The following is a 24,488-nucleotide window of genomic DNA, read 5'->3' as shown; positions in this document are numbered from 1 at the left end:
CTATTCTATTTCTGCCTTCTCTTGCGGGAACACGAGATTTAAGACGATGGCGGTGATCCCGCCTGCGGCGATGCCGGAAGACAGAAGGGTTTTCAGCCAGTCAGGCGCGAACTGCAAGATCAGCGGCTGCTGAGCTACGCCCAGACCCACGGCCAGCGAGAGGGCGATAATCATGATCGCCCGGCGGTTTAGCGGTTCGCGAGACACGATGCGTACGCCTGAGGCGGCGATTGTACCGAACATCACGATGGTCGCGCCGCCCAGCACCGGTTCAGGAATATGCTGAACGAAGCCGCTGACCGCCGGAAAAAGCCCCAGGACAATCAGCATCAGCGCGACGACGAAACCGACATGGCGGCTGGCGACGCCGGTCAATTGGATCACGCCGTTGTTCTGACCGAAGCAGGAGTTGGGAAAGGTGTTGAATACCGCTGAAAGCATGGAGTTTAGGCCGTTGGCCAGTACGCCGCCTTTCAGGCGTTTCATGTACAGTGGTCCGCGTACCGGCTGTTCAGAGACATCGGAGGTCGCCGTGATATCGCCGATTGTTTCCAGCGACGTCACCATAAACACCAGCATCAGTGGTACGAGTAGGCTCCAGTCGAAGCCCAGACCGTAATACAACGGCGTCGGCACCATGATGGCCGACTGTGCTGTGCTGGACATCTCCTTTGGCAGCATTCCCATCAGCCACGCCGCCAGATACCCGACGGCCATGGCGATCACCAGCGAGGCGACGCGCAGATAGGGATTACGCTGGCGATTAAGCAGGATGATTACCAACAGGACCACGCCTGCCAGCAGCAGATTTTTGGGCGCACCGAACGAATGATCGTTCAGAGCCGCAAACCCGCCGCCGATCGAAGTCAGCCCAACCTGAATTAGCGACAGACCAATAATCATGACCACCACGCCGGATACCAGCGGAGTAATAATCCTGCGGGCCAGATGAAGAACGCGGGAGAGCAGGATCTCGGTGCAAGAGGCGACCATCAGTGTGCCGAACAGCGCGGCCATCATGGTAGGCACATCTGCGCCGCCGTTTTTCAACGCCAACCCGCCCATAATCAGCGGCGTCACGAAGTTAAAGCTGGTGCCCTGAATCGACAGCAGCCCGGAGCCAACTGGCCCCCAGGTTTTGATTTGCAGTATGGAGGCCAGACCGGACGCAAACAGCGACATGCTGATGATGTGTTGCGTATCCTGCGCGGGGAGTCCGAGTGCCTGACAGATCAGCAACGCCGGCGTGATAACGGCGACGAACATGGCTAACAGGTGCTGACCGGCGGCAAACAGCGTTTGCGGCAGCGGCGGGCGGTCTTCAAGACGGTAGATGAGTTCGCTGCGTGGATGGGCAGCGGCGGGTTCTTGCGGGCGCAAAGGTTCGGCAGAGGGAATACGCATGGCGGTTGGCACTCCAGAACGACAAAAACCGCATTTTAATGATCTGCCTAACAAAAGCAAACGGTTGCGCACTTCATCTTCTTGTACGCCCGTGGTGGGGAATCTGGGGGACGTGATCGCTGCCGGCGTTTAGGCGTTGGTGTAGCGCGCGCTTTCCGGCAGCCAGCGTTCTATCAGCGCTTGCGCGTGTTCGGGATAGCGCTCATGGATATGGCGGGCAAGACGCTGGACCTGTGGGATCAGCGCCTGGTCTCGCAGAAGGTCGGCGACTTTGAATTCGGCGCTGCCGGTTTGACGGGTGCCAAGCAACTCACCCGGTCCGCGGATCTCGAGATCGCGTTGCGCGATCACAAAGCCATCGTTGCTATCCCGTAAAACCTGCAGCCGCTTCTGGGCGGTTTTGCTGAGCGGTGATTTGTACAACAGTACGCAGTGGGATGCGACCGAACCGCGGCCGACGCGTCCGCGCAGCTGGNGCAGCTGCGCCAAACCGAGCCGTTCCGGGTTTTCGATAATCATCAGGCTGGCGTTGGGGACGTCGACCCCGACTTCAATCACGGTGGTAGCGACGAGCAGCTGAATTTGGCCTGCCTTGAACGCCTCCATCACCTGTTGTTTTTCCTGCGCCTTCATTCGTCCGTGCACCAGTCCGATAGTGAGCGCCGGCAGCGCTTCGCGCAGTTCCTGACAGGTAGCTTCCGCCGCCTGCGCCTCCAGAAGGTCCGACTCTTCAATCAGGGTACACACCCAGTAGGCCTGACGCCCTTCCTGCTGACAGGCATTGTCGACACGCTGGATGATATCGCTACGGCGGGNGTCGGGGATGGCGACGGTAGTGACGGGCGTTCTGCCCGGCGGTAGTTCGTCGATGATGGACGTTTCCAGGTCGGCGTACGCGGTCATTGCCAGCGTACGCGGGATCGGCGTCGCGGTCATGATCAGCTGGTGGGGGTGAAATCCTTGCTGCTCGCCTTTTTCCCACAGGGCAAGCCGCTGATGTACGCCGAACCGGTGCTGTTCATCGATAATGACCAGCGCCAGACCGTTAAATTGGACCTGCTGCTGGAAAATGGCGTGAGTACCGACCACCATGCCGACATCGCCGTTGGCGATCGCTTCCTGCTGGGCCTGACGCGCTTTGCCTTTTTGCTTTCCGGCCAGCCATCCGACGTTGATGCCGAGTGGCGCAAACCATTGACGGAAGTTGTGCGCATGTTGTTCCGCCAACAGTTCGGTCGGCGCCATGAGAGCCACCTGCTTGCCGTGAGCAATGGCGCGTAATGCGGCCAAAGCCGCCACCAGCGTTTTGCCGGAGCCGACGTCGCCCTGAACCAGCCGCATCATGGGATAAGGGTGATTCAAATCCTGTTCGATTTCGGCCACGACGCGCTCCTGCGCCCGAGTCGGCGAAAACGGGAGGGCGGACAGCAACTGTTGTTTCAACGTATCGCGGGGTGGCAACGCCAGCGCGTGGTGGCGCTGGGCGCCGGCACGTGCAGCCAGCATGCTCAGGTTGTGGGCCAACAGCTCTTCCATGATCAAGCGTTGCTGAGCCGGATGTTTACCCTGCTCCAGTTCGCTCAATTGCATGTCGGGCGGTGGCCGATGAAGCGTATGCAGCGCTTCCGTCAGGCTAATCATCGTGTGATTGAGCTCCTGCGGCAGCAGTTCATCAATCGGATGGCGGTCCAGCAGTTTCAGCGCCTGGTCGGTCAGCTTACGCAGCGTGGCCTGGCGGATGCCGTCGGTGGTGGGATAGACCGGCGTCAGCGTTTCCTGTAGTGCTACGTCGCTTTCTTCGCCCTGAACCCGATACTCCGGGTGGATAATTTCAGCCCCCAGCTTGCCTCGGCGGATTTCGCCATAAGCGATGACCCGCTGGCCCGGCGACAGGCTGTTCTTCATGGCGGCGTTGAAATTGAAAAAGCGCAGCGTGAGCATGCCGCTGCCATCGCTGATCTGGCAGGTCAGCATACGACGGCGGCCAAAGGTGACGTCACAGCGCAAAATTTCACCCTCTACGGTCGCGTAGATGCCCGGAAGAAGGTCGTTGATGGGATAAAGCTGAGTGCGGTCTTCGTAGCGCAGCGGTAGATGAAACAGCAGGTCTTCCACCGTTTCCAGACCGATGCGGGCCAATTTATTTGCCTGACTGGGCCCGACGCCGACAAGCGTGTTCAGCGGTTGGGTATTCAGCAGGCGCCCGCGCATTATTGCACCGTGGACTGCATGGCGGCCCACCACGGGGTGTCGGCGACCACCTGACCTTGCTGGTCTATGCGTGGTCGTGGAAGTCCTTTACGCTTCGCTACGCGGGCGAGAACGGGGTAACCGCCCTCGAACAACAGCCGCTGTTGCTCTTCTTCGTCCAGTGGGCTGGCGTCACGTTGATACATCCCGGCCATTTGACGCTGGCGCTGCGCCTCGTAAAGAATTAATGCGGAGGCGACGGAGACATTGAGGGATTGGACCATCCCGGTCATCGGAATAATGATGTCCTGGTCCGCCAAAGCCAGCGCTTCGGCGGAGATGCCGCTTTTTTCCTGTCCAAGAAGAATGCAGGTGGGCCGCGTATAGTCGATGTCGCGAAAATCAACAGCTTTGTCGGAAAGGTGGGTGGCAAGAACCTGCATGCCTTGCGCCTTCAGGTGTCCGACGGCGTCCTTGATTGTGGCATGCGTTTTGACTTTTACCCAGCTATTGCTGCCAGCGGCAGTGGAAACCAGCGTTCTCATGCTACCGGTCGGCCATATGGCGTGTACCTGATGAACGCCTACGGCGTCCGCCGTCCGAATAACGGCGGAAACATTGTGAGGCTTATGGACCTGCTCCATACACACCGTCAAGTCGGGCTGGCGGTGATTCAGCATCTCTCTGATGCGCGTATAGCGTTCTGGCGTCATAACAGGTTAGTTTCGGTTACGGTTAACTTTAATCACATCCGGCATCACGCGGATCTTGCGCATAATATTCGCGAGATGGACACGGTCGCGCGTGGTCAGGCGTATGAAGGCACTGTACACTCTGCCGTCTTTTTCTTCCGTGTTGATGCTCTGGATATTGGCATTGGCGGTGTTGATGGCTGCGGTCAGGTTGGCCAGAACGCCCTGATGGTTGAGCATGTCTACCTTGATTTCCGTCAGGAACTCCTGCTCAGTGACCTTGTCCCATTCCACCGCCATGAATTTTTCGGGTTCTTTCTGGTAACCCCGGATATTGCGGCAGGATTCATGGTGGATCACCAGCCCTTTACCTGGGCTGACGTGCGCAATGATCGGATCGCCCGGAATGGGGCGGCAGCATTTGGCGAATGTCACCAACACGCCGTCGGCGCCTTTGATCGGTAACTTACGGATGCCGGAGCTGTTCAATCCGGTATCTTCCTCCAGCAGATTTTTGGCCACCACGATGCTCATGGCATTGCCAAGGCCGATTTCCGCCAGCAGATCGTCCAGCGAAGAGAGCTTCATTCGGTCCAGCTCGCGCTGAATATTGGGGGACGGAACTTCAGATAGCTTGCGTCCGTGGCCTAGCGCGTGGTTCAGCAGACGACGCCCCAAGCTGACGGAATCGTCACGCTTCAGATTCTTCAGCATCTGACGGATTCTGGCTCGGGCTTTGGAACTGACGACAAAGTTCAGCCAGGCGGCGTTTGGCCGTGCGCCGGGCGCCGTGATGATCTCAACCGTCTGACCACTTTTCAGCGCTTGAGACAACGGATACGGCTGACGGTCAACACGTGCGCCCACGCAGGCGTGACCGATGTCGGTATGCACCGCGTAGGCGAAGTCCNCCGGCGTAGCGCCGGAAGGGAGTTCCACAATGCGGCCTTCGGGCGTGAAGACGTACATTTCGTCCGGAAACAAATCCGACTTCACGCTTTCGATAAATTCAAATGAACTGCCTGCGCTTTGCTGCAGCTCCATCAGGCTCTGCATCCAGCGGCGCGCGCGGACCTGCGCGGTCGTGCTGCTTTCACCTTCTTTATAAGCCCAGTGTGCGGCTACGCCCATCTCGGCCATTTGATCCATATCTTCCGTACGGATCTGCACTTCGACCGGGACGCCGTGCGGGCCGATCAACGAGGTATGCAAAGATTGATAGCCGTTGGCTTTCGGGATGGCGATATAGTCTTTAACGCGACCGGGGCGCGGTTTGTACAGGCCGTGTACCTGGCCCAGCACGCGATAGCAGGTATCCAAATCGCTGACGATTACCCGAAAGGCGTATATATCCATAATGGAGTGAAAACGCTGTTCTTTCAGGTGCATCTTGCAGTAGATGGAGTAGAGGTGTTTTTCCCGGCCACTAACGCGACAGGGGATACCGGCTTCCAGCAAACGGCCCTCGATTTCAGATAGGATCTTCTGAATCATCTCCTTACGGTTGCCGCGCGCGGCTTTCACCACTTCTTTGATGACGCGGTAACGGTTCGGATAGAGCGCTTCAAACCCCAGCTCTTCCAGTTCGGTTTTAAGATGATGAATACCAAGCCGATGGGCCAGAGGGCTGTAGATTTCCAATGTTTCCCGGGCGATACGTCGGCGCTTATCCGGCCTTAGCGCTCCCAGCGTCCGCATGTTGTGGGTGCGGTCGGCTAGTTTGATCAGGATGACGCGGATGTCTTGCACCATCGCCATGATCATTTTGCGAAAATTTTCCGCCTGCGCCTCTTTCTTGTCGCGAAACTTCAGCTTATCCAGCTTGGAGACGCCTTCCACCAGCTCGGCAACGCTTTTGCCGAACAGCTGTTCCATATCCTGGTAGGTGGCGGGCGTGTCTTCGATCACATCATGCAGTAGCGCCGCCATTAGCGTTTCATAGTCGAGACGCATCTCGGCCAAAATGCAGGCTACGGCGACTGGATGGGTGATGTAAGGCTCGCCGCTGGAGCGAGTCTGCCCCTCGTGAGCATCACGTGCGACAAGGTAAGCCTGCCGGAGACGTTTTATCTGGTCTTCGGGCAGGTAACTCTGAATCAGCAGATTAAGGCTTTCAAACAGATACAAGGGCGACTCGTGGTGTTATTAGCGGCGACCTTCAGCGATTGCGGTGACCGCCTGAATTTCTGCGGCTTCCTGCTCTTGCTGCTCCTGACGTTCACGGGCGTCGAGAATTTGCGAAGTGATCAGTCCTTCTTCGATCTCACGCAGTGCGATAACCGTGTACTTGTCGTTTTCTTCAGGAACCAGAGCATCTTTGCCCCCAACCTGGATCTGGCGGGCGCGACGGGCAGCGACCAACACCAGGTCAAAACGGTTACCAATTTTTTCTACAGCGTCTTGAACAGTTACGCGTGCCATAATGAGGTACTCCACAGGGAAATAAAAAAAGACTGGGCATGATACTGAATGTGCCGTCAGTCTGCCAATAGTTTGGTGATTAAACCGTCATGCCGCACTTTCTGGCGGGATAAACGCAGACGCTCGGCGCGAATGATGGTTTTCAAATCCTGCAGCGCCAAATCAAAGTCGTCGTTAACGAGAAGATAATCGTATTCAGCATAGTGGCTCATTTCGGCAATCGCCTGCGCCATACGTCGATCAATCACTTCCTCGCTGTCCTGACCACGGCCGCGCAGGCGACGTTCAAGCTCTTCTTTAGAGGGCGGCAGGATGAAAATGCTGCGTGCGGAGGGCATCCGCTCGCGAATTTGCTTGGCGCCCTGCCAGTCTATGTCCAGAAATACATCCACGCCGGTAGACAGCACTTGCTCAATGGCGGTACGAGATGTTCCGTAATAATTACCGAAAACCTCGGCATACTCCAGAAACTCATTGTTCCCAATCATGCGCTTGAACTCGTCAACCGGCACGAAATAATAGTGCTCGCCGTGATTTTCTCCCGGCCGTTTATCGCGAGTGGTATGAGAAATGGAAACCTGTGTGTCATACAGCGGCTGCGTTTTCAACAGCGCAGTAATCAAACTGGATTTTCCGGCACCGCTCGGTGCGGAAACAATATATAACGTGCCTTGAGCCATAATGAATGTATCTGATTCAGTAGTTAGAATTGATGCAGCGGAACGTGCAGTTCCCCGCATTATACATGCCGCGCCGCCGTCAGTCGCGCAGCGTAAGTATTGAACCCGCCTTGTTTGACAAATTGGCTTATCTTTATGCCTCGCTCAAACCCTTTCCTCTTCTTTGCTTATTCCTTGTGTAGTGCGCCGCAATTTCTTATCGCCTTCCTGTAACGACGCTAATTGTCTGCGAAACGGCTCGCAACCGTATTCCCCGGCGCTGGGTTTGCAGTCGGACTCCATGCTTTACTGCCGCTGCGTTGAACGTAGGCGAGGGGGGACTTATGCGATATGGATATTGGCTGGGCGTAGCGGCGATGTTGTTGACGGCACTGGCTTCGGCTGCCGATGCTTGTCCGGAATGGGCTCACCAGCGGGCCAGTCAGGAAATTCAGCGACTGGGGCAGCAGCTGGCGCAATGGGATAAGGCGTATCACGACGAGGGCAAAAGTCCGGTTCCCGATGATGCGTATGACCAGATGCGCACGATGTTGGCTGGCTGGCAGCGCTGTTTTCCAACGCAGGGGGCGGTGTTCAAGGTGCGTTTGCCCAATCAGGGAAAAAAGCTTCACCCGGTGGCGCAGACCGGCCTTAGAAAACTCTCCGACGATGGCGAACTGCGGCATTGGATTGCCGCCCGGCGTCATCTTTGGGTTCAACCCAAGGTGGACGGTGTAGCTGTAACGCTGGTTTACGAGCAAGGCCGCCTGATCTCTGCCGTCAGCAGAGGCAACGGGCGGCAAGGGGAAGATTGGACGGAGAAGGTTCGTCAGATCGCAACCATCCCTCAGCAAATTCGGCTCATGCGGGGCAATAACACTGGAATACCAGAGCGTGTCGTTCTGCAGGGCGAGCTGTTTCTTCCGGTGGAAAATCATCGTCAGAATAAGCTCGGCGGCCTCAATGCCCGGGCGTTGGTCGCAGGAGAAATGCGGCGTAAACAACCTTCTCCACGGTTGGCGAATATCGGGGTTTTTATCTGGGCGTGGCCCGACGGACCCCGCAGCATGACGCAGCGGCTGGCGGCGTTGCGTGAAATGGGGTTTGCGTTGACGGAGCGCTATTCCGAACCTATCACCTCGCTGAAACAGGCTCGACGCTGGCGTGAGCATTGGTATCAATCCCCATTNCCGTTTGTCACCGATGGTGTGGTGATCCGCCAGGAAGACGAGCCTGCAGGACGCTACTGGCAGCCAGGAGAGTCTGAATGGGCGATAGCCTGGAAATATCCGCCGATTCACCGCGTCACAGAGGTCAAGGGCGTTGAATTTCCGGTGGGTCGAACTGGAAAAATAGGGGCCGTTTTGGCGCTGGAAACGGTGACACTGGATGATAAGCAGGTCCGCAGCGTTAATGTCGGCTCTGTAACGCGCTGGCGGCGGTGGGATGTTCTGCCAGGAGACCGCGTGACCGTGAGTCTCGCGGGACAAGGCATACCCCGGCTCGATGGCGTCGTGTGGCGAAGCATGGAGCGTTTGACGGTGGATGCGCCTGACACATCGCAGTTCGACGAGTTTTCCTGTTTCCGATGGAGCAGAGCGTGTCAGCCGCAATTTCTGGCTCGCTTGGTCTGGTTAAGCAGCGATGCGGGGTTGGCAATACAAGGATTACGCGAAGGCATGTGGAAACGATTGATACAGGCGCATCTGATGAAGGATTTGATTAGCTGGCTGGCTCTGGAACGAAACCAGATCAGCACCGCGGCGTCTGTCGGTGAAACGCGCGCGGGGCTACTGCATCAACAGTTCCAGTCGACGCGGCAGCTGCCGCTATCACGTTGGCTTCTGGCCTTGGGGATGCCGTTGCCGCAGTCGGCTCATGGCGCGCTGTCGGGATACTCTTTTTCTCAGCTTCAGCAACGCAGCATCGCTGAGTGGCAGCAGTTTTCCGGTGTAGGTCATCGGCGGGCGCACAAAATAAGTCGGTTTTTACATCATCCAGAGGTGCAATCGATGATGCGGCAAATCGAGTCGTACGGTATTAAATAGCGGGAGATTTCAACCTGTCAGATATATTTCGATGGCAGTAATAAAAAAGCTAGCGTGATAACAAATAAATGATTTTATTGAAAGTGAATACTGCTGACAAAAGCGCAAAGAATTATTTCTCGTTATATATAAAATAAGACCACAAGGTTTATTCACACATGAAAACTAATGAATTAGATGACTATTCCACAGAATAGATAAATTAATTTAATCTTTTCGTGAGCCAGACAGATAGTTCGGCGGTCAGATACGGCTATCGGCAGGTCGAGCGCTTGTACTACATCGAATTTATTACGTTTTATACCTCAAAGATAATGAACTCCGAGGGGGGCTCCGGTGTCTGTTTACAGACGTGAGCCTCTGGAGCAGATTATAAGAATGAAAGTGTCGATGTCATTTTCCCAACCCAAAGTTTCCTGGATACTGGCTTTTTATATAGGCTTATTCCTGAATTTATCCGTTTATTACCGCCGTTTTGACTCTGTAGCTATTTTCGACCTCAAGCATGCCACGCACTTTCTTTCTGCCGTGGCTGAACTGCTGGCTTGCATTCTGTTTACTTTTTTTCTGATGCGACTTATTTCTCTGGGCGGAAAAAAATGCTTTCGTATTCTGGCATCGTTACTGACATTAATTTCAGTGGCCGCCAGTTATTACATGACCTTTTTTAATGTCGTTATCGGCTACGGCATCATCGCTTCCGTGATGACGACAGATATCGATCTCTCGCGTGAGGTGATCGGCGTCAATTTCGTGCTGTGGATGATACTGGTCAGCCTGCCGCCGCTGGCGATCATCTGGACAAGCCGTCTGCAACATACGTTACTGGATCAATTGAAAACGTCAGGGAAACGTCTGCGAGCCGCGCTGGGTTTGGCGGTCATCGTTGCGCTGGTCTGGCTGCCGATGGATTACATGGGCAAGGTTAATGCTGACGCGGAGAAAGCCTCTAATCAGGATTTACCTAGCTATGGCGGCGTGGTGGCCCNCTCGTATCTGCCTTCTAACTGGCTGTCCGCCTTGGGATTGTTCGCTTACGCCCATTACGATGAAAATCAGGACGCGTCTTCCCTGTTTGACCCCAGCACACATTTTACCTATCAGGCTCCCAACGATATCGATGATACCTACGTCGTATTTATCATCGGCGAGACGACGAGGTGGGATCATCTGGGACTGTTAGGCTACTCGCGGGACACGACACCGCAGTTGGAGAAAGAGAAAAACTTGCTGGCGTTTCGCGGCCGCTCTTGCGATACCGCGACCAAACTGTCCATGCGCTGTATGTTCGTACGAGAAGGCGGGACGGAAGATAACCCTCAGCGGACGCTAAAAGAGCACAATATTTTTTCCGTGATGAAAGGATTGGGATTCTCGTCGGAGCTGTTCGCTATGCAAAGCGAAGTCTGGTTCTACAATAACATCCGGGCTGATAACTACTCCATCCGTGAGATGATTGCCTCTGAAAAGCGCAACGATGGAAAATCGGTTGATGACATGCTGTTAGTGGATGAGATGAAGTCCTCGTTGGCACGTTATACCAAAGGTAAACACCTGATTGTTCTGCATACTAAAGGGTCGCACTACCAGTATTCGATGCGTTACCCGCGTAGCTTCGCCCGCTATCAGCCGGAGTGTATGAGCGTGGATGCCTCCTGTACCCGGGAACAGCTCATCAACTCTTTCGATAACAGCGTTCTCTACACGGATGCTGTTATCGAGCAGGTTATTAGTCAAATGAGGGATAAAAAAGCGTTGGTGTTCTATTCGTCCGATCATGGCGAATCAATCGATGAGAACTCGCACCTGCACGGTACCCCGCGTAATGTCGCGCCGCCGGAGCAGTTTCGGTCGCCGGTGATGATGTGGGCATCCGACAAGTTTCTGGCTGAGCCAGAACATCAGCGGGCTTTCGCCAATTTGAAGGCCAGAAAGGATGCTGGTGAGATTCTGCGTCATGAAGAGATCTTCGACTCGGTGTTGGGATGTCTGGGGTATACCTCTCCTAATGGCGGCATTAATCAGAGCAACAACTGGTGTGCGAAGCCAGTTCATTGATTAAAATCAATAAGATGCGGGATACACCTGTTCACGAAAATGACGCTGTATGCTTTGTCGACAACTCCAAGGCCGTTTGTTAAAAAGGGATTGACGCGTTATCAGGGGCGCAGTAATATGCGCCCCGCATTCGGTGAGTGGCGCAGCTTGGTAGCGCACTTCGTTCGGGACGAAGGGGTCGGAGGTTCGAATCCTCTCTCACCGACCAAATTCAAAGAAGACGATACCCGATTGTCTTCACCAAAAACCCGCTTACTACGCGGGTTTTTTGTTTTTATCTCCCCTTAGCGCAGATTTCGCCACCTATCTCATTTCGCCGTCCCTCCTCATTTCAGTGCAACATTGGCACGGATTCAGAGCGCCAATAGGCAACACCGACTATTTCTGCCAAGATGCTAGCCGTTTTCTTTAATTGAGTATGTCCGCCTTTTTATGAGCCAGATGAAAGACGTGTTGGAAAAACGGCAAACGGGAATTTATTTTTCGACCATGGTCGCGGCGGCGGTCATTGCTGCTTGCTGGCCGAAGGCGTCGGGCCTAGTGGTGGCGCTCAACCCGGCCCTGGCATTCATGTTGTTCGTCACGTTTTTATCGTTGCCGCTGGGGGAGATGTTTAACGCTTTTCGCCATGTGCGTTTCCTGCTTGCCTTGTTTATCGCCAATTTTGTCGCGATACCTGCGCTGGTGGCGTTGTTGCTGACGCTATTGCCGCTGCCGTCGGTGGTGGCGTATGGAGTCGCGATGGTACTGTTGTGCCCCTGCATCGACTACGTCGTGACTTTTTGTCAGCAGGGGCAGGGGGATTCCCGTTTGCTGCTTGCGGCGACGCCGCTGTTGCTGCTGTTGCAAATGTTGCTGTTGCCGCTTTATTTGAGCCTGTTATTCGATGCGGCCCAGGTCATCAACATCGAGCCTTTCCTACATGCTTTTATCACCATGATTGCAATCCCGTTGCTGTTGGCTCTGATCTTTCAACGCTGGAGCAAGAGGACCTCTGCAGGGCGGGTTATGACGAACTGGCTTGGATTTCTTCCCGTGCCGGCGACGGCGCTGGTGCTGGCGGTGATTACGGCGTTTGTCGTACCGCAGCTAGCTCAGTCGCGAAGCACCGCGCTGACGGTGTTGCCCATTTACCTTTTGTTTTCGGCGCTCGCGCCTCTGGCGGGCTGGGGCGTTGCGCGGCTTTTGAAGCTTAATGCGGCGGCGGGAAGGGGCGTCATGTTTAGCGCTGCGACACGAAATTCGCTGGTGATTTTGCCGCTGGCGCTGTCGGTTCCTGGGGCGTTACCGCTGATGCCTGTCGTGGTGGTGACGCAGACGCTGGTCGAGCTGATTGCCGAACTGATTTACGTTCGTTGTGCCCCGCGTCTGCGCTTTCACGCAGGCAAGTGAGTCGTTATTTGCCCAGCGCCTGAGCGCAAGCCCAGGCCGAGCTCCAGGCCCACTGGAAATTGTAACCGCCGAGCCAGCCGGTGACGTCCACGACTTCGCCGATAAAGTACAGTCCAGGCACCTTGCTGGCTTCCAGCGTCTTTGACGATAGTTCGTGGGTATCGACTCCGCCCAACGTCACTTCTGCCGTGCGGTAGCCTTCTGTGCCGTTGGGCTGCACCCGCCATTGCTGTAATGTGTTCTCTACCTGAGTTTGCTGTGGTTTTTGCAGCTGTTTAAGCGTGACATCCGGCAACTGTCCCAACGTCTGAAGACACTCCACCAGACGCTTGGGCAACCACTGCGCCAGCGTATTTTTCAGACTCTGATTGGGATGGGCGAGGCGTTCTGCATCAAGCTGTGCGGCCAGATCCCGGTCGGGCAGTAGATTGATGGTGACGAATTCGCCAGGCTGCCAGTAGCTGGAAAGCTGAAGTACCGCCGGGCCGGAAAGGCCGCGGTGGGTGAATAGGATATTCTCGCGAAAGGTCACGCCGTTTTCCGCTTCGATCAGAGACGGCACAGAGACGCCGGACAGCGTCTGCAACTGTTCCAGCAGTGGTTTGTGCAGGGTGAAGGGCACCAGCGCCGCGCGGGTGGGCAGTACGTTGATGGAAAACTGCTGGGCAAGCTGATAACCAAAGGGCGTGGCGCCGAGTCCGGGCATCGACAGGCCGCCGGTGGCGATAACCAGCTCCGGGCTTTGAATCGCACCGGTGTTCAGCCGGAGGGTAAACACATCGCTCTTTTCCACGTCCAGCACTTCGCTGCGCAAACGGAGCGTGACCTGGCCCTGTTCACACTCCTTCAGCAGCATATCCGTGATTTGCTGGGCGGAGTCGTCGCAGAACAATTGCCCGAGGGTCTTTTCGTGATAGGCGATGCCGTGGCGGTTAACCAGTTCGATAAAGTCCCACTGGGTATAGCGCGCCAGGGCGGACTTGCAGAAGTGCGGGTTTTGCGACAGGTAAGCGCCAGGCTCTGCGTAAAGGTTGGTGAAATTGCAGCGACCGCCGCCGGACATCAAAATCTTGCGGCCCGGTTTTTTACCATTGTCCACCAGCAGCACCCGTAGGCCCTTCTGTCCTGCCTGCGCCGCGCAGAATAGCCCTGCCGCGCCTGCGCCAATCACGACCACATCATACTGTTCCACTTGTTTTGCTCCCCCTGCAATTCGTCAGGTTTCGGCCTGCGGCCGAATTGGCGTTCAGGGCGGCAGATTGTAGTGCTCGTCCTGTGATCTGACCAGTGTTACAAATTGCAGAATTTCGTAATAAGGTCCAATTTACTGATTTTTATCGAATAAATTATTATCCAATGGATGATTGGATTAAAATAAGTCAAAATAATGTCAGATTTTCCTTTTCCCAAGCCCCGCTTGTCGCCGATAATGCGCCGCGTTGATGACCACTATATGGCCTAACGCTTATGCTACATTTATTTGCCGGAATTGATTTCCACACCGGTCTGATGTTGATTTTGGCTTTGCTGTTTGTATTGTTTTACGAAGCTATTAACGGCTTTCACGATACTGCCAATGCTGTTGCTACCGTTATTTATACTCGTGCCATGCGCGCTCAGCTCGCTGTGGTGATGGCGGGAATATTTAACTTCCTTGGGGTACTGCTGGGCGGATTAAGCGTGGCTTACGCCATCGTCCACCTATTGCCTACCGATCTGTTGCTGAACGTCAGCTCTGCTCATGGCCTGGCTATGGTCTTTTCCATGCTGTTGGCTGCGATCATCTGGAACTTGGGTACCTGGTACTTCGGGCTGCCGGCGTCCAGCTCCCATACTCTGATCGGCTCTATTATCGGTATCGGTTTGACCAATGCGTTGCTGACGAATACGTCAGTCGTCGATGCGCTCAATATTCCAAAGATGGTCAGCATTTTTCTGTCGCTGATTCTGTCTCCGATTGTGGGCATGATCATCGCCGGGGTCATGGTGTTCTTGCTGCGTCGCTACTGGAGCAACACCAAGAAAAGAAAACGGGTTCACCTCACGCCAGCAGAGCGTGAGAAACAGGATGGCAAGCGCAAACCGCCGTTCTGGACGCGTACCGCTTTGATCCTTTCCGCCGTCGGCGTCAGTTTCTCTCATGGCGCCAACGATGGTCAGAAAGGCATTGGCTTGATTATGCTGGTACTGATCGGCGTCGCGCCCGCAGGTTTTGTGCTGAACATGAATGCATCGGGTTATGACATTAGCCGAACTCGCGATGCGATAGTGAATCTGCAGGGCTACTATCATTCTCACGGCGAAGCGCTGGAGCATGTGGTTGATCTGTCTCCGCCGATGCTGCCCGCACCGGATAAAACGATTCCTGTCGAGGGTAAATCGGACTTCCATTGTGATAGCTCTCGCGTCATGCTGGCCATCGACCACTCTTTAGGCCTGCTGAATAACCTGAAAGACTACAGCGAGTTGTCCAGCGATGACCGTGGTCAGGTTCGCCGTCTGTTGATGTGTATTTCCGACACCATGGACCGCATCATCAAGCTGCCTGAAACGAACAGCGAAGACAAACGTCTGCTGACCAATTTGCGTACCGATTTACTGCATACCGTAGAGTATGCGCCGCTGTGGATTATCGTCGCCGTGGCGTTGGCTCTGTCTCTCGGAACCATGGTGGGATGGAAACGTGTTGCCGTTACTATCGGTGAGAAGATCGGTAAGAAAGGGATGACCTATGCTCAGGGCGTCTCGGCTCAGGTGACGGCCGCGCTCTCGATCGGGGTCGCCAGCTATACCGGCATGCCGGTATCCACTACGCATGTCCTCTCCTCCGCGGTAGCGGGGACGATGATCGTAGATGGCGGCGGCGTGCAGAGCAAAACGGTGAAAAGCATCCTGCTGGCCTGGATCTTTACGCTGCCGGTATCGCTGATACTGTCCGGCGTGCTGTACTGGTTGACGCTGAAGCTGATTTAAGGCCGCGCGACAACAGCAATACGTACGATAAAAAGGCGACTTGAGGTCGCCTTTTTTATGGGCGACGTTCGAGAAAATCTCGTTCGCCGTGACCTTGAATCGGTCGCGTCTTTAGTGCCAGACGAGCAGGGCGATAAGGCTGACCACGACCAGTCCGCACAGCGCGGATGTCAGCAGGAACTGTCCGCGGACGCGTTCACAGCGACGGATGAACTCGGGGTCGTGATGATCCAGATAGCGCTGGCTGTAAATGTAGCGAACGAGTCTTAGTTGCTTGCTGGGTTGTCCGTGAGCGGTGAAGAAACCGCGTCCGTCCACGTACTGGTACAGCAGCGGATCGCAGTCTCGCAATACCAGCAGCAGCACTCGCAAAGAAGAGTAGTAACGCGCCATATTGATGACGCAAATGATGCATAAGGCCCAGAAAAGCGCAAACGTGCTAATAACCATGCTCCCCTCCCGCTTAGCTATCCGGCAGATGTTTATACGTCACGAATCTCCGTCGTTTACACCTGTGGATAGTCATCCCAAATATCATGTATGCGATGTTTCCGTGCGGCTCGATCGTGGCGTATCAAGGCGCGGTCTGCGGATAATGCCGACTACTGGCGGTATTCTTCTTCTCCGCGCGGAGTCAACGACGCGGGATTATTTTCATTGTAGAAGACCGTTTCATTTTTTTACTATAACGCCGTTAATGTCTCTTAGACATGCTAATGTGATGAAAAATTGGCAAGATCCCCCGGTTATCCCAGCCCGCTCTGTGAGCCTTTTTGCGTGCGATCTTTAGCTATACTTATGCGTTCACGCGATTTTTCGTCGGCGATGCGGCTTATCGGCGTACACTGGCGTTAACTTCAAAATAGGGAGGCGTGGTGATGGGTTCCGTGACTACAGCTAACCGCCACTCTACGGCGTTGTGATCTGCTGAACATCTCCCTCTCGATAGCGAGTGTTATGATGCAGATCGCCAGTAAGTATCAGTTTGGCAGGAGAAAACTCTGCTGACCCATTCATTAGTCTTTATGGAAGGAGCTTATTATGGCTTATAAACACATTCTTATTGCCGTCGACCTATCGCCGGAAAGCAAAATGCTGGTCGACAAGGCTGTCTCAATGGCCAAGCCGTATAATGCCAAGGTTTCCTTGATTCATGTCGACGTTAACTACTCCGATCTCTATACCGGACTGATTGATGTCAACCTCGGTGATATGCAGCAGCGTATCTCTGAAGAGACGCAAAATGCTTTGAAAGACCTGTCGCAGAACGCGGGATACCCTATTGCGGAAACGCTGAGCGGGAGCGGTGATCTGGGCCAGGTGCTGTTGGATGCCATTCATAAGTACGATGTCGATTTGGTCATGTGCGGACACCATCAAGACTTCTGGAGCAAGTTGATGTCCTCGGCGCGTCAGCTGATCAATACCATCCACGTCGATATGCTGATTGTTCCGTTGCAGGATGACGAAGAAGTATAACGTGGGTCNCCCGCCGCTTCAGTATCAGGGTGGCGGGTGCGTAGTTTCATGACTGCGACGTGCCGCCTAAAGTTCTGCCTAACCCTGTTTTCACTCTGGCGCTGAATTTTTCCCCCTTCTTGTCGATATTCGGCTTAACGCTGTCATGTGATCCCCCCGCGTTGACGGAACCGCTTCATTAATGATTACCCCATCACGTATCGACGGCTAAAACACGGCGACGCGCTCGCGCAGCAGGGGATACCATTTCCGGTGCGATCTTCAGGCAGTCAATGAAACTCCAGACTTATTTACGTCAGCGTGAAATAGCGTTGATCGAAATTAAGTGATGCACAGGAATTTCGTTTGGGAGAGACGGTGACTGCCGGGACTTATCCTATGGCTCCTCTTCGAAATAAACGTGTGTTAATTCGGATGGGAGAAAAATTAAAAAAGCGGAGAGCGCGTCCGTTATTTCATCTGCCGTGGCGTTGGTTGAGCCAGCTTATTTTCTTTATTGTGATGGCATAACATGATCGATGTCACATTTTTAAAAAGCTACCTACAGCAATTTCGCGACTGATTCGGGAAAGTACGTCCTTGTTCTATATTCACTGGCATCGCTGCATAAAGGCGCGTTAGCATACAAATTATTATTTCGACACCGGTACGAATTATGACCATCAAACTTATTGCGATCGATATGGACGGCACGCTGCTTAACCCACAAAACGTCGTCTCTCCGGCGGTAAAAGCGGCGATCGCCGCCGCACGGGATAAAGGCGTGCACGTCGTTCTCGCGACCGGGAGGCCTTATATTGGTGTGAAGCGTTATCTGGAAGCGTTGGGTTTATATCAGGACGATCATTTCTGTATCACCAACAACGGCGCGCTGGTCCAGAAAGCTGCCAGCGCCGAATGCGTTGCAGAAACTACACTGAATTTTGATGATTATCTCTATTGCGAAAAGCTGGCGCGCGATCTGAACGTTCATTTCCACGCGTTGGATTTTAATTATGTCTATACCGCTAACAAGGACATCGGCCGTTATACGGTGCATGAAGCTTTTCTCACCGGTATGCCTCTGCGGTACAGGGCCGTTGAAGAGATGGACCGTAGCCTGCTTTTCCCCAAGCTCATGATGATCGATGACCCCGCGTTGTTGGATGAGGCCATACAAAAATTGCCGGCGGAGGTTTTTGAACGCTACACCATAATGAAAAGTGCTGATTTTTATTTGGAAATTTTGGATAAACGCGTGAATAAGGGCACTGGCGTCAAGATGCTGGCGGAACACCTGAACCTTGAGCGCGATGAAATTATGGCGCTGGGCGACCAGGAAAATGATTTAGCGATGCTGGATTATGCGGGGCTGGGCGTGGCAATGGGTAACGCGATTGAAAAGGTGAAGGCAGCCAGTCAGTTTGTCACCAAAACCAATCAGGAAGACGGTGTGGCTTATGCCATCGATAAGTTTGTCTTGAAGGGATAATGCGAGACGGCTTAGTTTCGCTACGCCCCGGTTTATCCGGCTGAAACGGACAAACCGGGCATGAATCTCAGCTGCGGGATTATTTATAAAAGTTTGCTGTTCCGTGCAACACTTGGTTGCCGGTGGTTTTGGTGATGGTGTAAGCCTTCGCACCGGCCTTATCAGCTTTGGCTGAGAATTTGTGCTGAAGGGTCGTTAAGTCTTTGCCGGTATCAGAGGTTTCGCCAATCTTTTCCATATTTTGCGCCTGTAGCACGCTGATATATTGGGCCGCATACGAGCCAAAAGAGAGGGTGGAAAGTACAGCAGCTGCAACGATAATTTTAACGTTTTTCATAGTCTTATACCTTCTATATCGATAACGAAAAGAAATGGCGCGTTTTTCTGTAGCAAACGCCCGCCTTGTTGGTACGACGATAAACCCTAATCAGTTGCGACTATATTCCTCCTGTTTTCACGTGAGGAAAGTCAGATACTGTAAATAACGAATTGTTTTATCTATTAATTTTTTATTTTGCGTATAGATTTTTATTATAGGTTAATAATCGATACACCTTGCGGATTTTTATGATGAATGAAGAATCTCAATTAACGTCTGGCCCCATTTCCCATCAGCTGACCAACGTCAATATTTGGACATGCGATGGTCAATGGGTGCTGTATGACGTCAGACCAACGGGGTCTTCATTTACCGGCCGTCGGGTTGAGCGCGTGAACATTCATACCCGACAGACGGAGGTCGTCTATGAGGCGAGAGAAAATGCGTGTGTTGGTGTAATCACCGGTAGCCCCGCGTTACCTCAACGCTATGTCTTTATCCACGGTCCGGAACGACCGGATGACGATTGGCACTATGATTTCCACCATCGTCGCGGCGTTATCGTCGCCGACGACAAACGTGATCAGGCCGTTACGCTGGATGCGCTGTCGATCACGCCTCCCTATGTCGCTGGCGCGCTGCGCGGCGGGACACATGTCCACGTCTTCAGCCCTGATGGAACGCGTTTGAGCTTCACCTACAACGATCACGTCCTGCACGAACGGGATCCGTCTCTCGACCTGCGCAACGTTGGAGTGGGCGTGCCGCTGCGCCCGGTCATCGTGTCGAAACATCACCCTAGAGAATATGACGGCAGCCATTACTGTGTTCTGGTCAGTCTCACCACGCCACATCCGCGCCCGGGCAGTGATGAAATTAACCGAGCCTACGAGGAAGGCTGGATCGGTGAAAAGGGGTATCTCCGGCCGGAAGGCTGTCGCCAGCGATGGGCGNTGGCATTTATCGGCGATACGGTATCGACGACAGGGGAGCGGGTACCGGAAGTATTCATCGTCGATCTGCCGGAAGCGCTCGAAGCCTATGCGCAGCCAGGATCCGAACCGCTTGCCGGGACCGCCGACACGCTGCCTTCACCTCCGGCCGGCGTCACTCAACGCCGTTTGACATTTAGCGGCGACAGACGATACCCCGGCGTGGTGAATCAGCCGCGTCATTGGTTGAGATCCTCGCCGGATGGTAGCCAAATTGCGTTTTTGATGCGGGATGATGACGGTATTGTCCAGCTATGGACGGTGTCGCCGAATGGCGGAGCCCCTCGTCAGGTGACGTATGGGCCTGATTCCATACAATCGGCCTTTACCTGGCATCCCAGCGGGCAATATCTGACTTTTGTCAGTGATAACAGCATTATGGTATGTGGCCTTTCGACGGGACGATTATTCCGGCAGACGCCGCGAAGTGCGGTGCCGCCGTCTGGAGACGCCGTCGTCTTTTCTCCCAGCGGCGAAGAGATTGCGTATTTGCGAGAGGTGGATGGCGTGAATCAGATTTTCAAGGTCAGAGTACAGCTTGAAGATGCGGGCTGAACGGAGAGTTCAGCCCCGAAAGCAGCAACCGACCTGAGCGTTGCCGCCGAACTAGCGACTCAGTGTCGCGTCTGACTGGCAATCGTGGGCGTAGCAGGAGCCGTGCTGAAAGGGGCGTCGCCTTCACTGTCGCTGACTCTGTCGTGCAGGGATTTATCATCGGAATGATAATAGTCGTAGGGCAGCAGCAGCGTGTCCAGCGCGGCAGAGAAGGGAATATCAATCGCGACCAGGGGCATCATCGCCCAGCTGGTGTGGTCGTCTTCTAACATGTCGATGCCCGCTCGGGTACCCGAGTAATAACCCGGATCGCCTCCCGTGCGTGTCATCACGCTGGAACACCCGCTTAAAGCAATGACGATGCCAACGGCCAGAACGAAAGCAGATAAGACACTTTTCAATATGGTCATAACGTTATCCACAGGGAAACCGCTCCGCCAATTTTCTTGAGCTTGCATACCCACAAATTGTTGTCGCGTTTGTACTGTTATCGAAGCGTACAGATGATGGTACTCATTTTGGAAAAATATGCCTCGTACAGTGTAGGCGATAACCGTTTTATACGTGAGATCTCATTGGGTTGATTTCCACTATTCCCGGAAAAATATTTATCGGCCCTCTTGAAAAAAAAACACGAGGCCGCCATATGAATGACAGAGCCGTAGAGAGACGTATGCCGACAGGGTATTTCTTTCCGGCAAGGGGCCTGTCCTAATGGAAGGCCATCGTAAGCACCTCGCTGAAGCTTAGGAGGCTATAATGCGTAACCCCGATTTTTCTCCGCTGTACCGTTCCGCGATCGGATTTGATCGTCTGTTAAATTTGCTGGAAGCTGGCCAGAGCCAGGGTAACGGCGGTTATCCCCCCTACAACGTCGAGCTTGTCGACGAGAATCAGTACCGCATCGCGATTGCCGTTGCCGGCTTTGCTGAAGACGAACTGGATATCACCGCGCACGATAATATGCTGATCGTGAAAGGCGCACACGGCGGCGAGGCAGCCCCAGCTCCTCGCAATTACCTCTATCAGGGGATCGCCGAACGTAACTTCGAGCGCAAATTCCAGCTGGCCGAGCACATTCAGATTAAAGGCGCACACCTGGAAAATGGGCTGTTGTATATCGATCTGGAACGCGTGATCCCTGAGACCTTGAAACCGCGTCGTATCGAAATCAAGTAATAAACGGGTTAACCGGAGTTAGCACCGGCGAGAGATAATTATCGTCTCGCCGTGACATGTAGCGCCTGCCGAATGGGGGCGCGCCGGAATGCTTTGACACTCCGGCTGAATTTCTNGCTTCAAAGAAGGAGTCATGACTATGCGTAACTATGATTTATCCCCGCTGCTGCGTCAGTGGATCGGCTTCGATAAGTTGGCTAGCTCTATGGGCAGCCAGGAAACGGGGGAGTTTCCTCCTTACAACATCGAAAAACAGGACGACGATCGCTATCGTATCACGCTGGCGCTGGCTGGATTCCGTCAGGAGGATCTGGCTATTGAAATCGAAGGGCCGCGTCTGACGATTAAAGGTTCGCCCGTTCCGGCGGACAAGACTGTGAAGTACGTCCATCAGGGGCTGGTGTTTAAACCGTTTACCCTGAGCTTCACCCTGGCTGAACATATCCGCGTGACGGAAGCGAAATTCGAACACGGGTTGCTGCACATCGACCTCGTCCGCGAAGTCCCCAAAGAGCTGCAGCCGCAGCGTATCGCCATCGGCACGTCGCGCACCGAGCAGCTGAATAAACCCTCTGAAGAGGTGATTGACGCTTAACCATCGCGTCTAAAATCGTTGATGACCACCCATGGCTTTCGCCGTGGGTGGTTTTTTTTGCTTCAGGGTTTGTTGGTTGACCCGTGAGGAGGAAATGCGGCAATGATTGTCGGGAATGCCATTTTTTTCGCCAATGTACCGCATGTTTTATGTGCCGTCCTTAATATTGTCTCTGCCACATTCCCTGTCATTGAATATCATTGCTGCATATCGCAGCAGAAATATTAAATTTACGTATAGTCAATATTACAGGATATGAAGTGTTTAATTGATAAATAGATAATTATCAGTCATCGAGTTAATTTTATGTTTTATTGTTGTGAGATCTTTGCTCGTCGTGAACTGACTGTTTTTATTTGTTAATACCCAAATTATTAAATTATAATTAAATTATTAAATACATTTAGTAACTAAAGTAAAGGGTTCGGTAGCGCCATTTATAATACTATTTGGAGCGTTGAACATTCATCGAATTTATGGGGCAAGAGGATCGCTGAAACGCTATTATTTTCTTGCCTTTTTTACTGTCGTTGTACCCGTTTTATTTATTAATGGGGAAATAAAAGAGAATAACGACCCCCCCACTCAAGACAGGGTACACCCGGTAAAAACGTCAGATTTCGTTTTAATATGAGTGGTGTATGTATGTCTGCGAATAATAGCAGGTTAGTTAAACTTCTGTTCATCCTCGGCATTGCCGTCGGATTATGGTTTGTTCCTGTCCCCGAGGGCGTTAGCCCCTCAGCCTGGCATTTGATGGCCATCTTCATTGCGACCGTCGTGGGTTTGATTCTTTCTCCTTATCCGTTGGGCGCTATCGCGATATTCAGCATCACGGCGGTTGCCGCCATGGGGCTGCTGAGCGTCAAAGACGTGTTGGCAGGTTTCAGCGACCCGACCATCTGGATGATCGCCTGCGCTTTCTTCATCTCGCGCGGTTTTATCAAAACCGGCTTTGGGCGCCGTATCGGTTTGTTGTTTATCAGCAAGTTGGGCAACAGTAGTCTGGGTCTGGCCTACGGCCTGGTCTTCACCGATCTGCTGTTTGCTCCGGCGATGCCTTCTACCTCAGCGCGCTGCGGCGGTATTATCACTCCGCTGTTTCGTTCTATCGCTGAAGCCTACGGTTCGACGCCGGCCCAGGGAACGCAGAAACGTATCGGCGCCTTCCTGGTGCAAACCATCTTCCAGTGCAACTCCGTCACGTCCGCGATGTTTATGACGTCCATGGCCGGTAACCCGATGATCAGCAAGTTGGCCGGGCAGTTCGGCGTGCACATCAGTTGGACGCAGTGGGCGATGGCGACATTGCTGCCGGGGATTGTTTCTCTGATTGTCATTCCGCTGGTGATGTATCGCTTTTATCCTCCAGAGCTGAAGAAAACGAGCGAAATGCGCGCGATGGCCGTCGAAAAACTGCGTGAAATGGGTTCGATGAGCCGCGATGAGTGGGTCGTGCTGGGCGTGTTCCTGGGGCTGGTCACCTTCTGGGTTCTGGGTTCGACGCTGCATATCGACGCAACGCTGACCGCGCTGGCGGGTTTGAGCGTGCTGTTATTGACTCGCGCCTTAACATGGGACGATGTGGTGAGCGAGAAAGAAGCCTGGCACACCGTAGTATGGTTCGCGGTGCTGATCATGTTGGCGACGCAGTTGAATAAATTGGGTCTGATCGGCTGGCTGGGCAACATGGCAGGGGATTCCGTCAAAGGGATGCACTGGTTGCCAATGCTGGGACTGCTGCTACTGGTCTACTACTACAGTCATTACCTGATGGCGAGCGCCGTGGCGCACATCAGCGCCATGTATGCGATTTTCGTCTCCATCGCTATTGCTGCGGGTGCTCCTCCTATGCTGACGGTTCTGGCCTTCGCCGCCTTCAGTAACCTGTTCATGTCTACCACGCACTATTCCGGCGGTCCTGCGCCCATCCTGTTCGGCTGTGGCTACATGTCGCTATCTACTTGGTGGAAGATCGGTTTCCTGACCGGACTGGTCGTCATCCCCATCTGGCTGATTGTAGGTAGCTTCTGGTGGAAAGTTCTGGGCCTGTGGTAACAG

General features: G+C 53.8%; 20 protein-coding genes and 1 tRNA gene. 11 read left to right on the top strand and 10 right to left on the bottom strand.

Features of this window, described 5'->3' with window-relative positions; all coding sequences use genetic code 11:
* From RZ35_RS12820 to gmk, 6 genes are all read right to left on the bottom strand, one after another.
* A complete protein-coding gene (locus RZ35_RS12820) occupies positions 1–1,404 on the bottom strand; it encodes a nucleobase:cation symporter-2 family protein (RefSeq protein WP_026743675.1) in 1,404 nt (467 codons plus the stop codon).
* Between the two features lie 129 nt (positions 1,405–1,533).
* Positions 1,534–3,615, bottom strand: coding sequence for an ATP-dependent DNA helicase RecG (gene recG / locus RZ35_RS12815; RefSeq protein WP_026743674.1), 2,082 nt, complete (start codon positions 3,613–3,615; stop codon positions 1,534–1,536).
* A complete protein-coding gene (trmH, locus tag RZ35_RS12810) occupies positions 3,615–4,307 on the bottom strand; it encodes a tRNA (guanosine(18)-2'-O)-methyltransferase TrmH (protein WP_026743673.1) in 693 nt (230 codons plus the stop codon). Before trmH ends, recG begins: the two co-directional genes overlap by 1 nt.
* Before the next feature lie 6 nt (positions 4,308–4,313).
* Positions 4,314–6,413, bottom strand: a complete 2,100-nt coding sequence (gene spoT, locus RZ35_RS12805) for a bifunctional GTP diphosphokinase/guanosine-3',5'-bis pyrophosphate 3'-pyrophosphohydrolase (RefSeq protein ID WP_026743672.1) — start codon at positions 6,411–6,413, stop codon at positions 4,314–4,316.
* An 18-nt stretch (positions 6,414–6,431) separates the two neighbouring features.
* A complete protein-coding gene (gene rpoZ, locus RZ35_RS12800) occupies positions 6,432–6,707 on the bottom strand; it encodes a DNA-directed RNA polymerase subunit omega (RefSeq protein WP_026740808.1) in 276 nt (91 codons plus the stop codon).
* Between the two features lie 56 nt (positions 6,708–6,763).
* Positions 6,764–7,387, bottom strand: a complete 624-nt coding sequence (gene gmk / locus RZ35_RS12795; protein WP_026743671.1) for a guanylate kinase — start codon at positions 7,385–7,387, stop codon at positions 6,764–6,766.
* A gap of 323 nt (positions 7,388–7,710) precedes the next feature.
* On the opposite strand from gmk, the gene ligB reads away from it, so the two are divergent.
* The 4 genes from ligB to RZ35_RS12775 all read left to right on the top strand — a co-directional run bounded on the left by ligB (position 7,711) and on the right by RZ35_RS12775 (position 12,864).
* Positions 7,711–9,414, top strand: a complete 1,704-nt coding sequence (ligB, locus tag RZ35_RS12790; RefSeq protein ID WP_026743670.1) for an NAD-dependent DNA ligase LigB — start codon at positions 7,711–7,713, stop codon at positions 9,412–9,414.
* Positions 9,415–9,792: 378 nt separating this feature from the next.
* A complete protein-coding gene (gene eptB / locus RZ35_RS12785; RefSeq protein ID WP_026743669.1) occupies positions 9,793–11,472 on the top strand; it encodes a kdo(2)-lipid A phosphoethanolamine 7''-transferase in 1,680 nt (559 codons plus the stop codon).
* A gap of 131 nt (positions 11,473–11,603) precedes the next feature.
* Positions 11,604–11,680, top strand: a tRNA-Pro gene (locus RZ35_RS12780).
* A gap of 224 nt (positions 11,681–11,904) precedes the next feature.
* A complete protein-coding gene (locus tag RZ35_RS12775; RefSeq protein ID WP_026743668.1) occupies positions 11,905–12,864 on the top strand; it encodes an arsenic resistance protein in 960 nt (319 codons plus the stop codon).
* Positions 12,865–12,868: 4 nt separating this feature from the next.
* On the opposite strand, the gene RZ35_RS12770 is transcribed toward RZ35_RS12775, so the two are convergent.
* Positions 12,869–14,056 (bottom strand): BaiN/RdsA family NAD(P)/FAD-dependent oxidoreductase, encoded by a 1,188-nt coding sequence (locus tag RZ35_RS12770; RefSeq protein WP_026743667.1) that lies wholly within the window; start codon positions 14,054–14,056, stop codon positions 12,869–12,871.
* A gap of 275 nt (positions 14,057–14,331) precedes the next feature.
* Between RZ35_RS12770 and pitA the strand changes: the two genes are divergently transcribed.
* A complete protein-coding gene (gene pitA, locus RZ35_RS12765) occupies positions 14,332–15,837 on the top strand; it encodes an inorganic phosphate transporter PitA (RefSeq protein WP_026743666.1) in 1,506 nt (501 codons plus the stop codon).
* Between the two features lie 111 nt (positions 15,838–15,948).
* On the opposite strand, the gene uspB is transcribed toward pitA, so the two are convergent.
* Positions 15,949–16,287, bottom strand: coding sequence for a universal stress protein UspB (uspB, locus tag RZ35_RS12760; protein WP_026743665.1), 339 nt, complete (start codon positions 16,285–16,287; stop codon positions 15,949–15,951).
* A gap of 591 nt (positions 16,288–16,878) precedes the next feature.
* On the opposite strand from uspB, the gene uspA reads away from it, so the two are divergent.
* Together uspA and yidA are read left to right on the top strand one after the other, a co-directional pair.
* Entirely contained in the window at positions 16,879–17,316 is a 438-nt protein-coding gene (gene uspA / locus RZ35_RS12755) for a universal stress protein UspA (RefSeq protein ID WP_026740816.1), read from the top strand.
* Positions 17,317–17,971: 655 nt separating this feature from the next.
* On the top strand, positions 17,972–18,787 hold the full coding sequence (yidA, locus tag RZ35_RS12750; RefSeq protein ID WP_026743664.1) for a sugar-phosphatase: 816 nt from the start codon (positions 17,972–17,974) through the stop codon (positions 18,785–18,787).
* Between the two features lie 79 nt (positions 18,788–18,866).
* Here the strand turns inward: yidA and bhsA are convergent, their stop codons facing one another.
* Positions 18,867–19,124 carry a multiple stress resistance protein BhsA gene (bhsA, locus tag RZ35_RS12745; protein ID WP_026743663.1) on the bottom strand — a complete coding sequence of 86 codons (258 nt, stop codon included), beginning with the start codon at positions 19,122–19,124 and terminating at the stop codon, positions 18,867–18,869.
* A gap of 233 nt (positions 19,125–19,357) precedes the next feature.
* Between bhsA and RZ35_RS12740 the strand changes: the two genes are divergently transcribed.
* On the top strand, positions 19,358–20,653 hold the full coding sequence (locus RZ35_RS12740) for a DUF3748 domain-containing protein (RefSeq protein ID WP_026743662.1): 1,296 nt from the start codon (positions 19,358–19,360) through the stop codon (positions 20,651–20,653).
* Positions 20,654–20,712: 59 nt separating this feature from the next.
* Here RZ35_RS12740 and RZ35_RS12735 read toward each other — a convergent pair whose 3' ends face one another.
* Positions 20,713–21,063 carry a YceK/YidQ family lipoprotein gene (locus RZ35_RS12735; protein WP_026743661.1) on the bottom strand — a complete coding sequence of 117 codons (351 nt, stop codon included), beginning with the start codon at positions 21,061–21,063 and terminating at the stop codon, positions 20,713–20,715.
* Positions 21,064–21,412: 349 nt separating this feature from the next.
* On the opposite strand from RZ35_RS12735, the gene ibpA reads away from it, so the two are divergent.
* The 3 genes from ibpA to RZ35_RS12720 all read left to right on the top strand — a co-directional run bounded on the left by ibpA (position 21,413) and on the right by RZ35_RS12720 (position 24,485).
* The gene (ibpA, locus tag RZ35_RS12730; protein WP_026743660.1) at positions 21,413–21,832 is read left to right on the top strand and encodes a small heat shock chaperone IbpA; all 420 of its coding nucleotides are present in this window, start codon (positions 21,413–21,415) and stop codon (positions 21,830–21,832) included.
* 139 nt (positions 21,833–21,971) lie between these two features.
* Entirely contained in the window at positions 21,972–22,427 is a 456-nt protein-coding gene (gene ibpB, locus RZ35_RS12725) for a small heat shock chaperone IbpB (RefSeq protein ID WP_026743659.1), read from the top strand.
* Between the two features lie 645 nt (positions 22,428–23,072).
* The gene (locus RZ35_RS12720; RefSeq protein ID WP_026743658.1) at positions 23,073–24,485 is read left to right on the top strand and encodes an anion permease; all 1,413 of its coding nucleotides are present in this window, start codon (positions 23,073–23,075) and stop codon (positions 24,483–24,485) included.
* The last annotated feature ends 3 nt before the right edge of the window (positions 24,486–24,488 follow it).

This window comes from Lonsdalea quercina subsp. quercina, assembly GCF_000688655.1.
Taxonomy (GTDB): domain Bacteria; phylum Pseudomonadota; class Gammaproteobacteria; order Enterobacterales; family Enterobacteriaceae; genus Lonsdalea; species Lonsdalea quercina.
The sequence above is the reverse complement of the archived record's forward strand: the minus strand, read 5'-3'. Positions and strand labels throughout refer to the sequence as shown.

What these genes read in the sequence shown, in the direction of transcription:
- RZ35_RS12820 (WP_026743675.1), bottom strand. Translation starts at nt 1,404, where the DNA reads ATGCGTATTCCCTCTGCCGAACCTTTGCGCCCGCAAGAACCCGCCGCT.
- trmH (WP_026743673.1), bottom strand. Translation starts at nt 4,307, where the DNA reads ATGACGCCAGAACGCTATACGCGCATCAGAGAGATGCTGAATCACCGC.
- rpoZ (WP_026740808.1), bottom strand. Translation starts at nt 6,707, where the DNA reads ATGGCACGCGTAACTGTTCAAGACGCTGTAGAAAAAATTGGTAACCGT.
- gmk (WP_026743671.1), bottom strand. Translation starts at nt 7,387, where the DNA reads ATGGCTCAAGGCACGTTATATATTGTTTCCGCACCGAGCGGTGCCGGA.
- RZ35_RS12775 (WP_026743668.1), top strand. Translation starts at nt 11,905, where the DNA reads ATGAGCCAGATGAAAGACGTGTTGGAAAAACGGCAAACGGGAATTTAT.
- pitA (WP_026743666.1), top strand. Translation starts at nt 14,332, where the DNA reads ATGCTACATTTATTTGCCGGAATTGATTTCCACACCGGTCTGATGTTG.
- uspB (WP_026743665.1), bottom strand. Translation starts at nt 16,287, where the DNA reads ATGGTTATTAGCACGTTTGCGCTTTTCTGGGCCTTATGCATCATTTGC.
- uspA (WP_026740816.1), top strand. Translation starts at nt 16,879, where the DNA reads ATGGCTTATAAACACATTCTTATTGCCGTCGACCTATCGCCGGAAAGC.
- yidA (WP_026743664.1), top strand. Translation starts at nt 17,972, where the DNA reads ATGACCATCAAACTTATTGCGATCGATATGGACGGCACGCTGCTTAAC.
- bhsA (WP_026743663.1), bottom strand. Translation starts at nt 19,124, where the DNA reads ATGAAAAACGTTAAAATTATCGTTGCAGCTGCTGTACTTTCCACCCTC.
- RZ35_RS12735 (WP_026743661.1), bottom strand. Translation starts at nt 21,063, where the DNA reads ATGACCATATTGAAAAGTGTCTTATCTGCTTTCGTTCTGGCCGTTGGC.
- ibpA (WP_026743660.1), top strand. Translation starts at nt 21,413, where the DNA reads ATGCGTAACCCCGATTTTTCTCCGCTGTACCGTTCCGCGATCGGATTT.
- ibpB (WP_026743659.1), top strand. Translation starts at nt 21,972, where the DNA reads ATGCGTAACTATGATTTATCCCCGCTGCTGCGTCAGTGGATCGGCTTC.
- RZ35_RS12720 (WP_026743658.1), top strand. Translation starts at nt 23,073, where the DNA reads ATGTCTGCGAATAATAGCAGGTTAGTTAAACTTCTGTTCATCCTCGGC.